At 61.9% G+C, this 13,920-nt stretch carries 12 protein-coding genes; 3 read left to right on the top strand and 9 right to left on the bottom strand.

What is annotated here, in order from left to right; all coding sequences use genetic code 11:
• Nucleotides 1-7: 7 nt before the first annotated feature.
• The 7 genes from AC6IZO_RS13295 to AC6IZO_RS13325 all read right to left on the bottom strand — a co-directional run bounded on the left by AC6IZO_RS13295 (nucleotide 8) and on the right by AC6IZO_RS13325 (nucleotide 7,286).
• A complete protein-coding gene (locus AC6IZO_RS13295) occupies nucleotides 8-469 on the bottom strand; it encodes an ExbD/TolR family protein (protein WP_497805398.1) in 462 nt (153 codons plus the stop codon).
• An 18-nt stretch (nucleotides 470-487) separates the two neighbouring features.
• Nucleotides 488-1,228 (bottom strand): MotA/TolQ/ExbB proton channel family protein, encoded by a 741-nt coding sequence (locus tag AC6IZO_RS13300; protein WP_497805400.1) that lies wholly within the window; start codon nucleotides 1,226-1,228, stop codon nucleotides 488-490.
• 229 nt (nucleotides 1,229-1,457) lie between these two features.
• On the bottom strand, nucleotides 1,458-2,108 hold the full coding sequence (locus tag AC6IZO_RS13305; RefSeq protein WP_497805402.1) for an energy transducer TonB: 651 nt from the start codon (nucleotides 2,106-2,108) through the stop codon (nucleotides 1,458-1,460).
• Between the two features lie 341 nt (nucleotides 2,109-2,449).
• Nucleotides 2,450-3,628 (bottom strand): protein translocase subunit SecF, encoded by a 1,179-nt coding sequence (gene secF / locus AC6IZO_RS13310; RefSeq protein WP_497805404.1) that lies wholly within the window; start codon nucleotides 3,626-3,628, stop codon nucleotides 2,450-2,452.
• An 86-nt stretch (nucleotides 3,629-3,714) separates the two neighbouring features.
• Complete coding sequence (gene secD / locus AC6IZO_RS13315; protein ID WP_497805406.1) at nucleotides 3,715-5,349, bottom strand: protein translocase subunit SecD; 1,635 nt, start codon at nucleotides 5,347-5,349, stop codon at nucleotides 3,715-3,717.
• Nucleotides 5,350-5,367: 18 nt separating this feature from the next.
• Entirely contained in the window at nucleotides 5,368-5,706 is a 339-nt protein-coding gene (gene yajC / locus AC6IZO_RS13320) for a preprotein translocase subunit YajC (protein WP_497805408.1), read from the bottom strand.
• Between the two features lie 431 nt (nucleotides 5,707-6,137).
• Entirely contained in the window at nucleotides 6,138-7,286 is a 1,149-nt protein-coding gene (locus AC6IZO_RS13325) for a tRNA guanosine(34) transglycosylase Tgt (RefSeq protein WP_497805410.1), read from the bottom strand.
• 1,515 nt (nucleotides 7,287-8,801) lie between these two features.
• Here AC6IZO_RS13325 and thrS point away from each other — a divergent pair.
• Nucleotides 8,802-10,775 carry a threonine--tRNA ligase gene (gene thrS, locus AC6IZO_RS13330; protein ID WP_497805412.1) on the top strand — a complete coding sequence of 658 codons (1,974 nt, stop codon included), beginning with the start codon at nucleotides 8,802-8,804 and terminating at the stop codon, nucleotides 10,773-10,775.
• A gap of 96 nt (nucleotides 10,776-10,871) precedes the next feature.
• Here thrS and AC6IZO_RS13335 read toward each other — a convergent pair whose 3' ends face one another.
• Entirely contained in the window at nucleotides 10,872-11,240 is a 369-nt protein-coding gene (locus tag AC6IZO_RS13335; protein WP_497805414.1) for a hypothetical protein, read from the bottom strand.
• A gap of 139 nt (nucleotides 11,241-11,379) precedes the next feature.
• Nucleotides 11,380-11,790: a hypothetical protein gene (locus AC6IZO_RS13340; protein ID WP_497805416.1), complete on the bottom strand. Its 411-nt coding sequence runs from the start codon at nucleotides 11,788-11,790 to the stop codon at nucleotides 11,380-11,382.
• A gap of 171 nt (nucleotides 11,791-11,961) precedes the next feature.
• Here AC6IZO_RS13340 and AC6IZO_RS13345 point away from each other — a divergent pair, with 171 nt between their 5' ends.
• Complete coding sequence (locus tag AC6IZO_RS13345) at nucleotides 11,962-12,300, top strand: rhodanese-like domain-containing protein (protein WP_497805418.1); 339 nt, start codon at nucleotides 11,962-11,964, stop codon at nucleotides 12,298-12,300.
• 140 nt (nucleotides 12,301-12,440) lie between these two features.
• Nucleotides 12,441-13,826 carry a tRNA lysidine(34) synthetase TilS gene (tilS, locus tag AC6IZO_RS13350; RefSeq protein WP_497805420.1) on the top strand — a complete coding sequence of 462 codons (1,386 nt, stop codon included), beginning with the start codon at nucleotides 12,441-12,443 and terminating at the stop codon, nucleotides 13,824-13,826.
• The last annotated feature ends 94 nt before the right edge of the window (nucleotides 13,827-13,920 follow it).

Consider the following 13,920-nt stretch of genomic DNA (forward strand, 5'->3'; position numbering starts at 1 on the left):
ATCCTCCCTACTTCACCGGCGTCGGCGGCGGCGGAACGCTCGTCTTGCGCGCCTCGGTCAGCAGACCCAACTGGTCCACACCGGCCGAGCGAACATTATCGATGACGTCCACAACCGTGCCGTACTTCGCGCGCGCATCTGCTTTCACGAACACGCGCTTGTCGGCGGTGCTATTGGCCAACTTGTCCTTCACCTTCGAGGTCAGCTGCTCGGCGCTTACTTTGTCCGAGCCGAAGAAGATGTCTCCGGTGTGCGTCACCGCCACCAGCAAGGAATCTTCCTTGTCGGCATCGGGCATCGCCATCGGGCTATCCGTCTTCGCCATGTTCACGCTGATGCCCTTCTGCAGCATTGGCGTGATCACCATGAAGATGATCAGGAGCACGAGCATCACGTCGACCATCGGGGTCACGTTGATGTCCGAGTTGACGCTCCCGGAATCCCGGTTTTTAACTTTCACCATCGCCATTTGCTCAGGCTCCTTTGACTACTTGTTGCCGCGCTTCTTCAGGAAGTAATCGATCAGCTCGCTGGAGCTGTTGTCCATTTCGACGTCGAAGGCTTCCACGCGACCGGTGAAGTAGTTGAACATCCAGACGGCCGGGATGGCGACGAACAGCCCCAGAGCGGTCGTGACCAGAGCTTCCGAAATACCACCGGCAACGGCGCCCAGACCAGTGGCCTTGTTCTGCGAGATCGACTGGAAGGCGTTCAAGATGCCGACGACGGTGCCGAACAGTCCGACGAACGGAGCGGTGGAACCGATGGTGGCCAGGCTGGTCAGGCCGCGCTTCAGCTCGGCGTGAACAATGGCTTCGGCGCGCTCGAGGGCGCGGCGGCTGGCTTCAATCTGCTCGCCCGGGATGTCGCTGGACTCGCCGTGCGCACGGAACTCCTGCAGACCGGCAGTGACAACCTTGGCCAAGTGGCTCTTCTTGTTGCGCTCAGCAACCTTGATGGCTTCGTCGATCTTGCCGTCGCGCAGGGCGGTGGCAACGGCCGGAGCAAAGGCGCGCGACTGGCTGCGGGCAGCGCTGAAAGCCATGGCGCGATCGATCATGACGCCGATCGACCAGCCCGACATGATGAACAACAGGATGGCAACGGCCTTGGCCAGAATGCCCATCTGGTTCCACATCGACACCAGGTCGAATCCCGGAGCGCCACCTTCCTGCAGATAAAGGGCGGCAGTGTGCAGGCTGCTGATGACTACGTTAGCGAGAAACATGAGCTGATTTTCCTCCTCAGAAACTCTTCTCTTCTTGGGTTCCGAACGCCGGAGCCTTGGGCGCCATGCGGTCGCGTTGCAAATGTACCGTGGTTAGACGGTGCGAACTTGGGTTCGTGCCCACAGCGAACTGTGGACGGTTGCCAGACCGGCCGACATGGCCCGCCTGTGGCGGAAACTCAGCAGCGAGGCGGAAGACCTTGCGGTCCGCCGCCCCGCCAAGCTTGGGTTATGCTCCGCCCGAAAGCGAGAAGTTCACCGTAATCTGGGTGTCCACCTCGACCGGCTCACCGTTCAGGAAGTAGGGCTTGTAGCGCCACTGCCGGACGGCATCAATCGCGTTGGGGGTCAGCATCGGGTGACCACTGATGGCACGCAGGTTCTGAATGGTGCCGTCCTTGCCGATGACGGCCTGCAGCACCACCGATCCCTGAATACGGGCCGACTTGGCCAGCGGCGGATAAACCGGATTCACGCGGTTGATCAGCATGCCTTGGCTGACGCCCTGGCTCACACGCACGCGCTGCGGAGTGGCAACCTTCGGCACTGCCGCAGTCTGCGTTTGCGCGATGGAGCCGAGCACGCCGCCCAGCACGCCACCGGCAGAACCACCCGGGATGCCACCAGCCACACCACCCACGACGCCCACGCCAGCCGATGGCGGCGGAGCCTCGTCTTCCTTAATGATCGCAATCTTCTTCGGAATCGCCACCGGGGTGCGCAACTGGCCGTTGTCCAGTTCCGTCTGGACCTTCACAACCTTCACCGGCGTCACGGCAGCCGGCGGCGGCGGTGGCGGAGGAGGCGGCGGAGGCGCCGTCAACATGGACATCAACTGCTGCTTTGGCAGCGCATCGGTGTAGATCAGAGGGATCAACACCAGTACGCCAATCAAGCAAGCCTGAAGAATGAACGACAGGAAGGTCGTCCAGGGATTCCCTTTCTTCAGTCTGCCGCCAGATTCCAAAAGGCTGTCTTCAAACATATGCCGGTTCTCCGTCGTACTAAATGCATAGACACCGGGGCAGCACGTTTTGCTCCCGACAAACGCCTAAATTCCAAAAATAATTCGTATCGCCGTCACAAAATCTCTGAGACGACCACACAATCCCGCCCCCACAGACGGAATTGCCCACTTCATGGTGCACTTTCACTACTTTACAACAAGGGCGGGTGCTTGTGCCGGCACCCGCCCCCCAGTTCAAATTCCTGCGAGAAACCCTAGTTCTTGCCCTTCTTCGGAGCCGCCTGGGCGGCAACCGGAATCGCCTTCGAACCGCGCCAGTCGGTGTAAGCCACCAGCATCGGCGAGGCAATGAAGATCGAAGAGTAAGTACCGATCAAAATGCCAATCACCAGGGCCAGCGAGAAGCCGTGCAGCACTTCTCCGCCGAAGATGAACAAGCTCAACACGGTCAGGAACGTCAGACCGGAGGTCAGCACGGTTCGGCTCAGCGTCTGGTTGATGCTCTTGTTGACAATCTCGGTGAGGTTGTCACGGCGCAGGGTCTTGATGTTCTCACGAATACGATCAAATACCACGATCGTATCGTTCATCGAGTAGCCCACCAAGGTCAGGATCGCTGCAATGACTGTAAGAGAAATCTCCACATTCATCAACGAGAAAAAGCCCACGGTGATGATGGTGTCATGGAAGCAGGCGACGACGGCGGCCACGCCGTAGATCAGCTCGAAGCGGAACCACAGGTAAACCAGCATGCCGGCCAGCGAATACAGCGTCGCCAGCAGGGCCTGCTTGCGCAACTGCGAACCAACCTGCGCACCCACGATTTCCACGTTGCGCACGGCAAAGTTCGAGGTGAAGTAGTCCTGCTGCATCACCTGTACCACGGCACCGGGGGCGACGGAAGATATCTCGCTCACGCTGGAGAGCACGCCACCGCGCTGCTGGTCCTTGTAGTCCATGATGGCGCGCGCCAGGTTGCCATACTGCTTGTCGGCGTCGGAGCCGGCGTGCAGCGGGTCCTTCTGCATCAGGTACTGCTGCAGGCTGCTGTAACCGACGTTGTTCAGGTCGGTCTTGCCTTCCTGGGCCTGCGTCTGCAGGGCGTGGATGATCTCGGTCTTGCTGCGATCCAGCGCCTGCTCGCTCGGAATGTCGAGCGCGATCAGCAGTTCATTGTTGGAGGCCGGGCCGTAGGCCTGGATGCGCGGATTCTTGATGCCGGCGCGATCCAGTTCCGTGCGGATCTGATCAAGCTGCGGCGGCGCGGTGAACTTCACGTACACCAGCGTGCCACCGCGGAAGTCAACGCCGAGCGGGATGTGGTGCCAGAACAGCATGGAGCAAACTCCGGCAATGCTCAGCACCAGCGAGAGAGCAAGAAAGAACCACTTCTTGCTCATGAAGTCGATTTGCGGATTATGGAACAGTTCCACGGAAAACCCTCTTCAATCTTGTCTATCAGCGCAAGCTGACTCGCAACGGAGGAGGGCGGAGGCAAGGCCTCCGCCGCTCGAAAACGCTAGATGCTCAACGCCTCACCGCGCTGGTGCTTGTTCAGGATGGCGTCAAAGATGACGCGCGAGACAAACACCGCCGTGAACAGGTTGGCCAACAGACCGAAGGTCAGGGTGACTGCAAAGCCCTTGACCGGGCCGGTGCCGAACATGAACAGGATGGCCGCCGAAACGATCGTCGTCACGTGGGTGTCGATGATCGTGACCCAGGCGTGGCCGAAGCCCTGCTCCACAGCCGAGGGCGGCGTCTTGCCGGCCCGCAGCTCTTCACGGATACGCTCGAAGATCAGCACGTTGGAGTCAACGCCCATGCCGACCGTCAGGATGAGACCGGCAATGCCGGGCAGCGTCAGGGTTGCGCCGGTGAAGCCGAGGAAGCCAAGCAGAATGACCAGGTTCAGGACCAGCGCCAGATCAGCGTTCACGCCCGCGAACTTGTAGTAGACGAGCATGAAGATCATGACCGCGGCCATGCCGTAGAGCGCAGCCTTCACGCCCTGGCGGATGGAGTCCATACCGAGCGACGGACCAACCGTGCGCTCTTCCAGGTACTTGATGCCGGCCGGCAGCGCGCCGGAACGCAGCGTCATCGAAAGGTCCTGCACCTGCTGCTCGGTAAAGCTGCCGCTGATGCGGCCCGAGTCGCGGATGGCTTCGTGAATGTTGGCAACTTCCTGCACCTTGCCGTCGAGCACGATGGCCAACGGCTGGCCCACGTGCTCGCTGGTGAACTTGTAGAAGGCATCGCCACCAGCGCGGGTCAGGGTAAAGGTCACGTCGGGGCGTCCGTTCTCGTCGCGGCCCGGCTCGGCACCGCGCAGATCGCGGCCGCTCACGGCCGAAGCGCGCGCCAGCACGTAGTACTGGGTCGTCGGCTCGCTGCCGTCACCGGCGGAAACCGTCTTGCCCTTGACGATGATCGAGTCGGAGGGCAACACGCCGCCATGCGCGGCCAGCGCAGCCTGCTCGCTCGGATACGGATTCGCGTCGGTCGCCAGGCGGATGTCCAGCATGGCGGTCGACTGCATGATGTCCTTTACGCGGGCCGGGTCGTCGACGCCGGGCAACTGCACCAGGATCTGGTACTCGCCCAAGCCGTGCTCCTGGATGATCGGCTCGCTCACGCCGAGCTGGTCAATTCGGTTGCGGATGGTCTCAATGGCCTGCGCGACGGCGCGCTCCTTCAGGGCGCGCACCACCTGCGTCTTCATCGTCAGGTTCCAGCTGTCACCCACGGCCGTCAGGTCGTAGTCGGTGTAGCTGTCCTGCACAACCTTGCGGAGGCCGCTGACGCCATCATTGGTAATGCCCTTGATGGTGATGACCTCGGGACGCTCGGCGTCCAGCTTCACGATGTCGCCATAGGCGACGTTCTCGCGCTTCAGGCCGTCCTTCAGCCGCTCGACCGCCTGGTCGGTATCGGCCGAAATGGCGTCATTCACCTTCACCTGAAGGATCAGGTGGGTGCCGCCCCGGAGATCGAGGCCGAGGTGGATGTTCTGCTGGAGACCGGCCAGCACGCCGTGCGCCTTAATGGCATCCAGGCTCTTCTGCGGATCGGTGCCGAGGAAGATTCCCCAGACAAACACGATCAGCGTGGCCAGGATCAGGATGACTTTCCAGAGCAGGTTCTTCTTCATGGAAACCGCGACCGCCTGTTAGGACTTGGCGCCATCCTCGGTTTGCACCGAGACGATGGCTGCACGGCTGAACTCCAGCCGCAGGTTATCGGGAGCCACGCGGATCACAACCGTGTCCGCGCCGGCGCCGTCGGAATTCTTGATGGAAACAATGATGCCCTGCAGACCGCCGCTGGTGGTAACGCGGTCGCCGGCCTTCAACTGGCTCAGCATCTGCTGCCACTTCTTCTGCCGCCGCTGTTGAGGGAGGATCAGCAGCAAATAGAAGACGAGCATGACAAAGCCCATGGTGAGTACGAACGACATGCCACCCGGGCCGCCAGCTTGAAACACAAACAACGCGAAAGAAGACGTCATAACGTGCCGCTTACTCCCACTCCGGGGCGCTCGGCGCCTCGGCGGACCACTGCCCACGGCCTTTGCGATGCGCGCACAGAATAATTCGGCGTCGCCGCCGTTCGGGCGCTGCTCGTCGCTCTTGCCGGGGTATCAGGGAGATCGGAAACCTTCGCTCGCCTCGCCAGGCAACGCATCAACGCTCCTCTGGAAGGAACGCCAACTCATTGGCTGGTCGCAGGTTGCTGGCGCTGAACCGGATGGGCCATGCGATTCGAAGGTGCGGGGCCGGAACGGGTCAGACAGCAGTCGGGAACACGAACTCCCCAAGATGTATAGCTTGCCGGATTCCGAACAGGTAAGTCAAGGATTTCCCAGATTTGGCGGCCCTTTGCCCGCCAAATCCAGAGCCTCGAAACCGCATTCTACTCCCCCTCGGCTGGGCCGGAGGTCTATGCCGTCAGAGGCTCGCCGCGGCGGATCTTCGCGCGCAGCGTGCGCATGAGCTGCATATAGAACGCGATGTTGTGGATCGTGTTCAGCAACTGCCCCAGCAGCTCGCCGCTGGCAAACAGGTGCCGCAGGTAAGCCTTGGTGTAGCGCGAGCAGGTTGGGCAGGAGCACGCGGGGTCCAGCGGACTTTCGTCGCGGATATAGCGGGCCTGCTTGATGTTGACCTTGCCTTCGCTGGTGAACAGCAGCCCATGGCGCGCCGCCCGCGTGGGCAGCACGCAATCCATCATGTCCACGCCCATGGAGACATAGCGCACAATCTCCTCCGGCGTGCCCACGCCCATCACGTAGCGGGGCTTGTTCTGCGGCAGCAGCGGCGCGGTCACCTCCACCATCTGCCAGGTGGTGTCGCGCGCCTCGCCCACGCTCAGCCCGCCAATGGCGTAGCCCGGAAAGTCCATCTCCACCGTGCGCTCCGCACTCTCCCGCCGCAGGTTGGCGTACATGCCTCCCTGCACAATGCCAAACAGGGCTTGCGACTGCCCGGTGCGCGTGCCTGCGCCGAGGTTCCCGGCATCCACCAGTTCGCTGCCGAACCACGGCACCTCGTGCTTGTGATCTTCAAAGTACTGTCGGCTGCGGCCCGCCCAGCGCAGCGTCAGCTCCATGGATTCGCGGGTGCGGGCCTCGGTCGCCGGGGTCTCCGTGCACTCGTCAAAGGCCATGATGATGTCGGCGCCAAGGCCGATCTGCGCCGCCATCGAGCTTTCCGGCGAGAACATGTGCAGCGAGCCGTCAAGATGCGAGCGGAATTGCACGCCCTCCTCGGTGAGCTTGCGCAGCTCGCTCAGGCTGAAGACCTGGAAGCCGCCCGAGTCGGTCAGGATCGGCTTGTCCCAGCGCATGAAGCGCTGCGAGCCGCCCAGGGCGCGCACGGTCTCCACGCCCGGACGCAGATAGAGGTGATAGGTGTTGTTGAGCAGAATCTCGACGCCCAGCTCTTCGAGCATCTGCTGGGGCACGCCCTTGACCGAGCCGACGGTGCCCACGGGCATGAAGACGGGCGTTTCCACCACGCCGTGCGGCGTTACAAAGCGCCCCGCGCGCGCCGCGCCGGAGGTGGCCTCTACCTGAAACGAGAACGACATGCAGTGATTGTAAATGGCAGGCCGGCATCTCCGCCCCTGTCAACCTGCGCGCAGCAAAGGAACCCGGTAACTCAACCGTCGCTGCGTTGCGCGCAGCAGCACTATCAAACCCGGCCGCGCCGAGCAGTTCTAGCTTTACTCACTTCCATCCACAATTCATTCGCGTTGAATTCGCTGTTGCACTACGCTGTGACGATGCTTCGGAAAGCGGCATGGTGTGCGGAGCGAGCGATTTCGGGCTAAACGCAGACTCGCCCCGCTCAAGCCAACAGAAGGCTTGAACGCCCTCCAGCCTTCGACACGATGCGAGAGGAATTGATGGAGCAGTTGAGATCGAATTGGAGTGGACGGCGAGGCGAAGAGAACGGATGGGCTTGGTGCTTCGTGTTCGTAAAGTCAACAACCCCATCCTCTCGCTTCGCGAGAAGGATGGGGCACCCGAAGAACTATGAACGATGAGTACAAAACGAAAGGGTGCGCTACCCGCCCTCAGTTGCCAATATGCCCAATATGCGGATCAGAAGTTGAAAGGCGATTTGTCACCATAGATTCGCCTTTTCAGTGTCCGACATGCGAACGATATCTCTGCGTATCCCACGCATATTCGCGCTTTCAGATTCTGGCGTCGCTTGTCATTGCTGGATTCATCGGCTTCTTGTTTGGGATGAGAGGCGTGAACCTTGTACTTGTGATTGTCTTGACTTGGCTCCCTGTGATGTTCGTGGTCGTGTTCTGGACAATGCACTTTGCTCCTCCTAGGCTCAGGCCCTGCCAGCCTCCAACTTCTGGCATATTGAGGTTGTGACCCGATGGGGAGTGATCGGTCCCCGTTTTCTGTTACAGGTCCAGAGTTAGTCGTCGGGCGGCGAAGCCTTGCGGAAATGAATGTTTCGGGTGCCCTACCCTTCTCGCGTAGCGAGATGGGGGGCGCGGCTGGCAAAAGCCCCACCCTTGCGAACAGCGCGCAAGTATGGCCCACCAAGCCGCTATTGGAACTAGATCAAATGCGCAACTTGTATTCACTTCTTAAACCGCCGAACCTTTACTTGCTTATGGGAGGCTTTTTGCTCTCCATTGCAGTGTTTTCGACTTTGACCGGGAAGATAAGCGCCCGTTTTTGCTGGGTCTACCGCGCCAAAGAGCCGGTTGTATTTTGGTTGGTGGCCGCAACGTATTACCTAGCGGGCGGGTGTTTCATCGGATGGTTCTTATATAGGGTTTGCGGTCCTTCGAACTGAGCCGAGAGCAAGAAGAACAATGAGGAGCACGAGATTGGCCGGGTGGCTCAGACAACGTTCCGCTCGTTGTCCGGGGAAGTTGAACGGCTACGCCTCTGGCTCTCCGGCCCGCAGCAGAGTTCCAAAATCGTCTGTTAGCTCCGGTTTCCAATTCGCACTTTCGTACTTTCGTCCCTTCGTACTTGCTCTGGGTTTGCCACCCTTGGCGGCCTGCTCTACACTGAAGACTCCAATCCATCTGGATTGCACACCCGTACGTGCGACCGGAGACCTACCTATGTCTGACATAAAAGTTCAACTCCCCGACGGAAGCATCAAAGTTGTTCCACAAGGCTCCAGTGCCTATGACGTTGCCAAGAGCATTTCTCCGCGCCTGGCAGACGCTGCGCTGGTGGCCGAAACCGCGCCGCTCGACGATGCGACGGCCAAGCCCGCGCTCGTCGACCTTGCGCGTCCGCTTGAGAGCGACGTGCGCCTGCGCCTGCTGACCGAGAAGGACCCGGAAGCGCTCGACGTCTTCCACCACTCCTCGGCCCACCTGATGGCGGCCGCCGTGCTTGAGCTGTTCCCGGAGACCAAGCTCGGCCACGGCCCAGCCACCGAAAACGGCTTTTTCTACGACTTCCTGCGCGAGACTCCGTTCACCCCGGAAGACCTGGTGACGATCGAAAAGAAGATGCAGGAGATTGTGCAGCGCAACGAGCCGTTCGCCCGCGACTTCATCGAGCGCGACAAGGGCCTTGAACAGTTCAAGACCGACGGCGACTTCATGAAGTGCCACTTCATCGAGCAATTTGTGCAGCCCGGTGAAAAGGTCTCGCTCTACAAGACCGGCAAGTTCGTCGACTTCTGCCGCGGCCCGCACATTCCGTCGACCGGAAAAATCAAGGCCTTCAAGCTGCTCAACATTGCCGGCGCCTACTGGCTGGGCAAGGAAGGCAACCCGCAACTGCAGCGCATCTACGGCGTCTCGTTCTACAGCAAGAAGGAGATGGACGAGTGGATGAAGGCGCAGGAAGAGGCCAAGCGCCGCGACCATCGCGCCATCGGCAAGCAGCTCGACCTGTTCTCGATTCAGGAACTGGCCGGACCGGGCCTGATCTTCTGGCACCCGAAGGGCGGCTTGATCCGCACCATCATGGAAGACTGGCTGCGCGCGGAGTACCAGAAGCGCGGCTACTCGCTGGTGTTTACGCCGCACGTGGCGCGCCGCCAGCTCTGGCAGACCAGCGGACACGAAGGCTTCTACGCCGAGAACATGTTCACCGTCATGGAGCTGGACGATGCGGAATACCGCATGAAGCCCATGAACTGCCCGTTCCACATCCTCATCTATAAGGACCAGCTTCGCAGCTATCGCGACCTGCCGATCCGTCTGGGTGAGCTGGGAACGGTCTACCGCTACGAGCGCAGCGGCGTAATGCACGGACTGATGCGCGTCCGCGGCTTTACGCAGGATGACGCCCACATCTTCTGCACGCCGCAGCAGATTGAGGCGGAAATCGACGGCTGCATCGACTTTGCCGAGAGCGTGCTGCACACCTACGGCTTCCAGGAATACAAGGTCGAACTCAGCGAGTGGGACCCGGAAGACCGCGCGCACTACGTGGGCAGCGAGGACCAGTGGAAGCTGGCGCAGGATTCGCTGAAGAACGTGCTCAACCGCAAGGGCATCCCCTACAAGTGCATCCCGGGCGAAGCCGCGTTCTACGGGCCGAAGATCGACGTCAAGCTGGTGGATGCCATCGGCCGCCTGTGGCAGCTCTCAACCGTGCAGTTTGACTTCAACCTGCCCAAGCGCTTCGAACTGGAGTACGTGGGCGAGGACGGCAACCGCCATCAGCCGCTGATGGTGCACCGTGCGCTGTACGGCTCGGTGGAGCGCTTCTTCGGCGTGCTGATTGAGCACTACGCCGGAGCCTTCCCCGTGTGGCTGTCTCCGACGCAGGTGGCCGTGGTGCCGATTGCCGAACGCCACACCGAGTACGCCAACAAGGTGGGCGAGGCTCTGAAGGCCGCCGGCCTGCGCGTGGAAATTGATACGCGCAGCGAGAAGATGAACGCGAAAATCCGCGAGCACGCCTTGCAGAAGGTTCCGTTCATCCTCGTGGTGGGCGACAAGGAAGCCGAAGCCAACGAGGTCAACGTGCGCGTCCGTGGACAGGAGAAGGCCGAGGGCAGCATGAAGCTCGCGGACTTCGTCGAGCGCGTGAAGCGGCTGAACGAAAACAAATCAACCGCTCTGGCATAGCCAGGCGATTGACTGAAACTCGCACTACGCAGAACACAAAGGGCAGGCCACGCGGCCTGCCCTTTGCATTGCCAGAGCAGAGTTTCCGCGCGGATGCTACGAGCCGGAGATAAGCACCATCAGCAGCAAAGCGCCCGCGCCCAGCAGCACGCCGCCTTCGGCAAAGGTCACGGCTCTACGGAGGCTGAAGGTGAAGCGTTTGCGTAACTCCTGCACCACGGCGAAGCAGATCAACTGGGAGAACAACAGGCAGGTAAGCGGCGGCCACCAGAAGGCCACCAGGTCATCCTTGGGATATTCGACGAGGAACGCCATGCCAATGGCGGCGTAGAGGAACAGCGCGCCAACGCCTCCGCCGAGCACCAGCAGAATGATGCGCACTGCACCCGGCGGCCTTTTCGGCGGACTCTCCTGAACGGGAGTGTCTTCGTCGCGGAGCATGGTGGCGGCATCATACTGCGCCACGCACAAATTCCGAATGAATTTTGCAGCCCGGGGAGAGAGTCGAGCTGGGCAAGGTTTAAAAGGACGACCAGGCGCGCGTCATCCAGAGTGATACCGCTGCAAGCCAACTGCCTTCACTCGCGCCGCTGCGCGAAAGGTGCTACTCCCACGCTGGTGCTGGCTTCTTCTCTGCCGGAAGGTCGCGGTCTTTCACGCGGTCGTAGTGGCAGCTCTCGTTCACCGAGCCGAGGCTTTCGTTATAAAGGCTGAGGAGGCCGAGCGCTTCCTTCAACTCTTCGGTAAAGCTGTGCAGCGCGTGCAGGTGGTCGGCGGTGGCCGCAATGGTCAGTTTCGGCGTCTGCAGCAGCTTCTGGTAGCCGTGGTCCACCAGCAGTGAGGCTTCTCCGCCGACGACGACTGCCGGGTAGGCCGTGATGCGGCCCGCGCCTTCCGCGTTCCGTGCGATGGTGGCCACGCAGCCGTATTTCGCAACCTGCGTGCCCTCGGCGGCATCCTTTACTTCATAGCCGTGTGTGCGCAGCCACTCCAGAGATTCTTCAAACGGTTTCACAGCGAGCTTGTTGGCCATTGTGCGTCCCTGATGGGGGAATTGGTACGGCCTGTCCAGCGGCCCCCACACCGCGAACCCAACACTTTCGCACACCGCCCGGTGCGGTGGCAAATCCAACAGTTGCGCAACCCGGCAATCGTAATTAGGCTGTTCCCGTGGAGGATGACACCCTTGAGCAACATTGCACAGATCAGCGTGGAAGAACTGAAACAACGCCGCGACGCCGGCACCTCTCCGTTTTTGCTCGACGTGCGCGAGCCCGATGAATACAAGGTTTCCAACCTGGGCGGAACCCTGATTCCTCTGGGTGAGCTGCCCAAGCGCGTCAGCGAGCTGACGGCCGCAGGCATCGGCAAGGAGACCGAGATGGTCATCCACTGCCGCATGGGCGGGCGCTCCACGCAGGCCGCCGAGTTTCTCGCCGCCGCAGGCTACAAGAACGTCAAGAACCTGACCGGCGGCATCATGGCCTGGGCGCAGAAGATCGATCCGGCAATGCCCGTGAAGTAATTCCGCAGTCTTCCGAGATCGCGAACGGGCGGGGCCTGGGCCTCGCCCGTTTTGCCTGCCGCCGAAGCTTTCCCGCCTTGCGCGCGCGTCATTCTCATTCTCTTGCGACCGCCACGCTCACCTGCCGTACACTACTTGCCGTGCTGCGCTCGCTGAAAGAGACAATCCGCTCGCACGCCTTGCTGCACGCAGGCGATCGCCTGGGGCTGGCCGTCTCCGGCGGAGCCGACTCGGTCGCCCTGCTGCGCGCATTGGTGGAGCTTCGCAGCGAGCTGGGCGTGGTGCTGCACGTGGTGCATGTTCACCACGGACTGCGCTCGGAGGCCGCGGATGACGAGGCCTTTGTGCGCGAGCTGGCCGCGAAGTTCGGCTTACCCTACCACGTGGCGCACCGCGACGTGCGCGGCTTCTCCACCGGTGCGGGCCTCTCGATTGAGGCCGCCGGACGCGAACTGCGCTACCGCTTCTTCCATGAACTGATCGCCTCCGGCGTGCTCGACAAGGTGGCCACGGCGCATACCCGCGACGACCAGGCGGAGACGGTTCTGCTGCGGCTGCTGCGCGGCTCCGGCCTCAGCGGCATTGCCGGTGTCTACCGCTCGGTGGTGGACGACGCCGGCGCCGCGCGCGTGGTGCGCCCACTGCTCTACACCACCCGCAAAGAGATTGAGGAGTACCTGAGCGCGCTCGGGCAGCCGTGGCGTGAGGATGCGACCAACCGCGATCCGGCCTTCCTGCGCAACCGCGTTCGCCACGAACTGCTGCCGCTGCTGGAGCGCGAGTTCAACCCGAAGATTCGCCAGTTGCTCTCGCAGACCGCCGAGCTGGCGCACGACGAGGAGATGTTCTGGTCCGGCATCTGCGAGCGCGAACTGGGCCTGCGGCTGCTCACCCGTGACGACGAGGACTGGTTCGCCCTCGAAGGCTTTGCGCAACATGCCGTGGCCCTGCAGCGCCGCCTGCTGCGCGCCTTTGCCGAGCGCAATGGCTGCGCCCTCGACTTTGAGCACTTGGAGCGCCTGCGGGAATTCTCCAACCGCGGCCGCGCCGGGCTGTGCCAGCTTCCGGGCAAGGTGGAGGCCGAGCTGCGCCGCTCGCCAAGCGAGGGCTCCTCGCTCTGCCTGCGCGCCCACCTGCCGGCGGACGCTGATTACGAGGTTGAATTGCCCCTGCCAGGCGAGATTGCACTGCCAGGGCTCGGGCTGACGCTGCACGCCGACCTGCTGGAAACTCGCAAGACCATAGAACGTAGCGAGCCGGGCTCCCTGCTCGACGCCGCGCTCGGTGGCCGTCGCCTGCTGGTGCGCAACGCGCGCCCGGGCGACCGTTTTCAGCCAGCGCATTCCTCCGAGCCGCAGCCGCTCAAGCGTCTGCTGGAACCGTTGCGGATCTCGGCCCGGCAGCGGCGGCAATGGCCTGTGGCGGAGTTGGATGGCGAAATCGTGTGGGTACGCGGCCTCAAAGTTTCGCGGCGGCACGCAGCCGCAGAGGATGCCGAGCGGGCACTTCGCCTCAGTTGCCAGTAACCTGCGCCACTGGGCGCTGGAGGCGATGCGAGGCCCGGCCCATTTCGGTGCGGCTGGCAGAACGCGCCGCAAACGGGCGAAGAGAAGATAACCT

The organism is Oryzophilus luti (genome assembly GCF_059726245.1).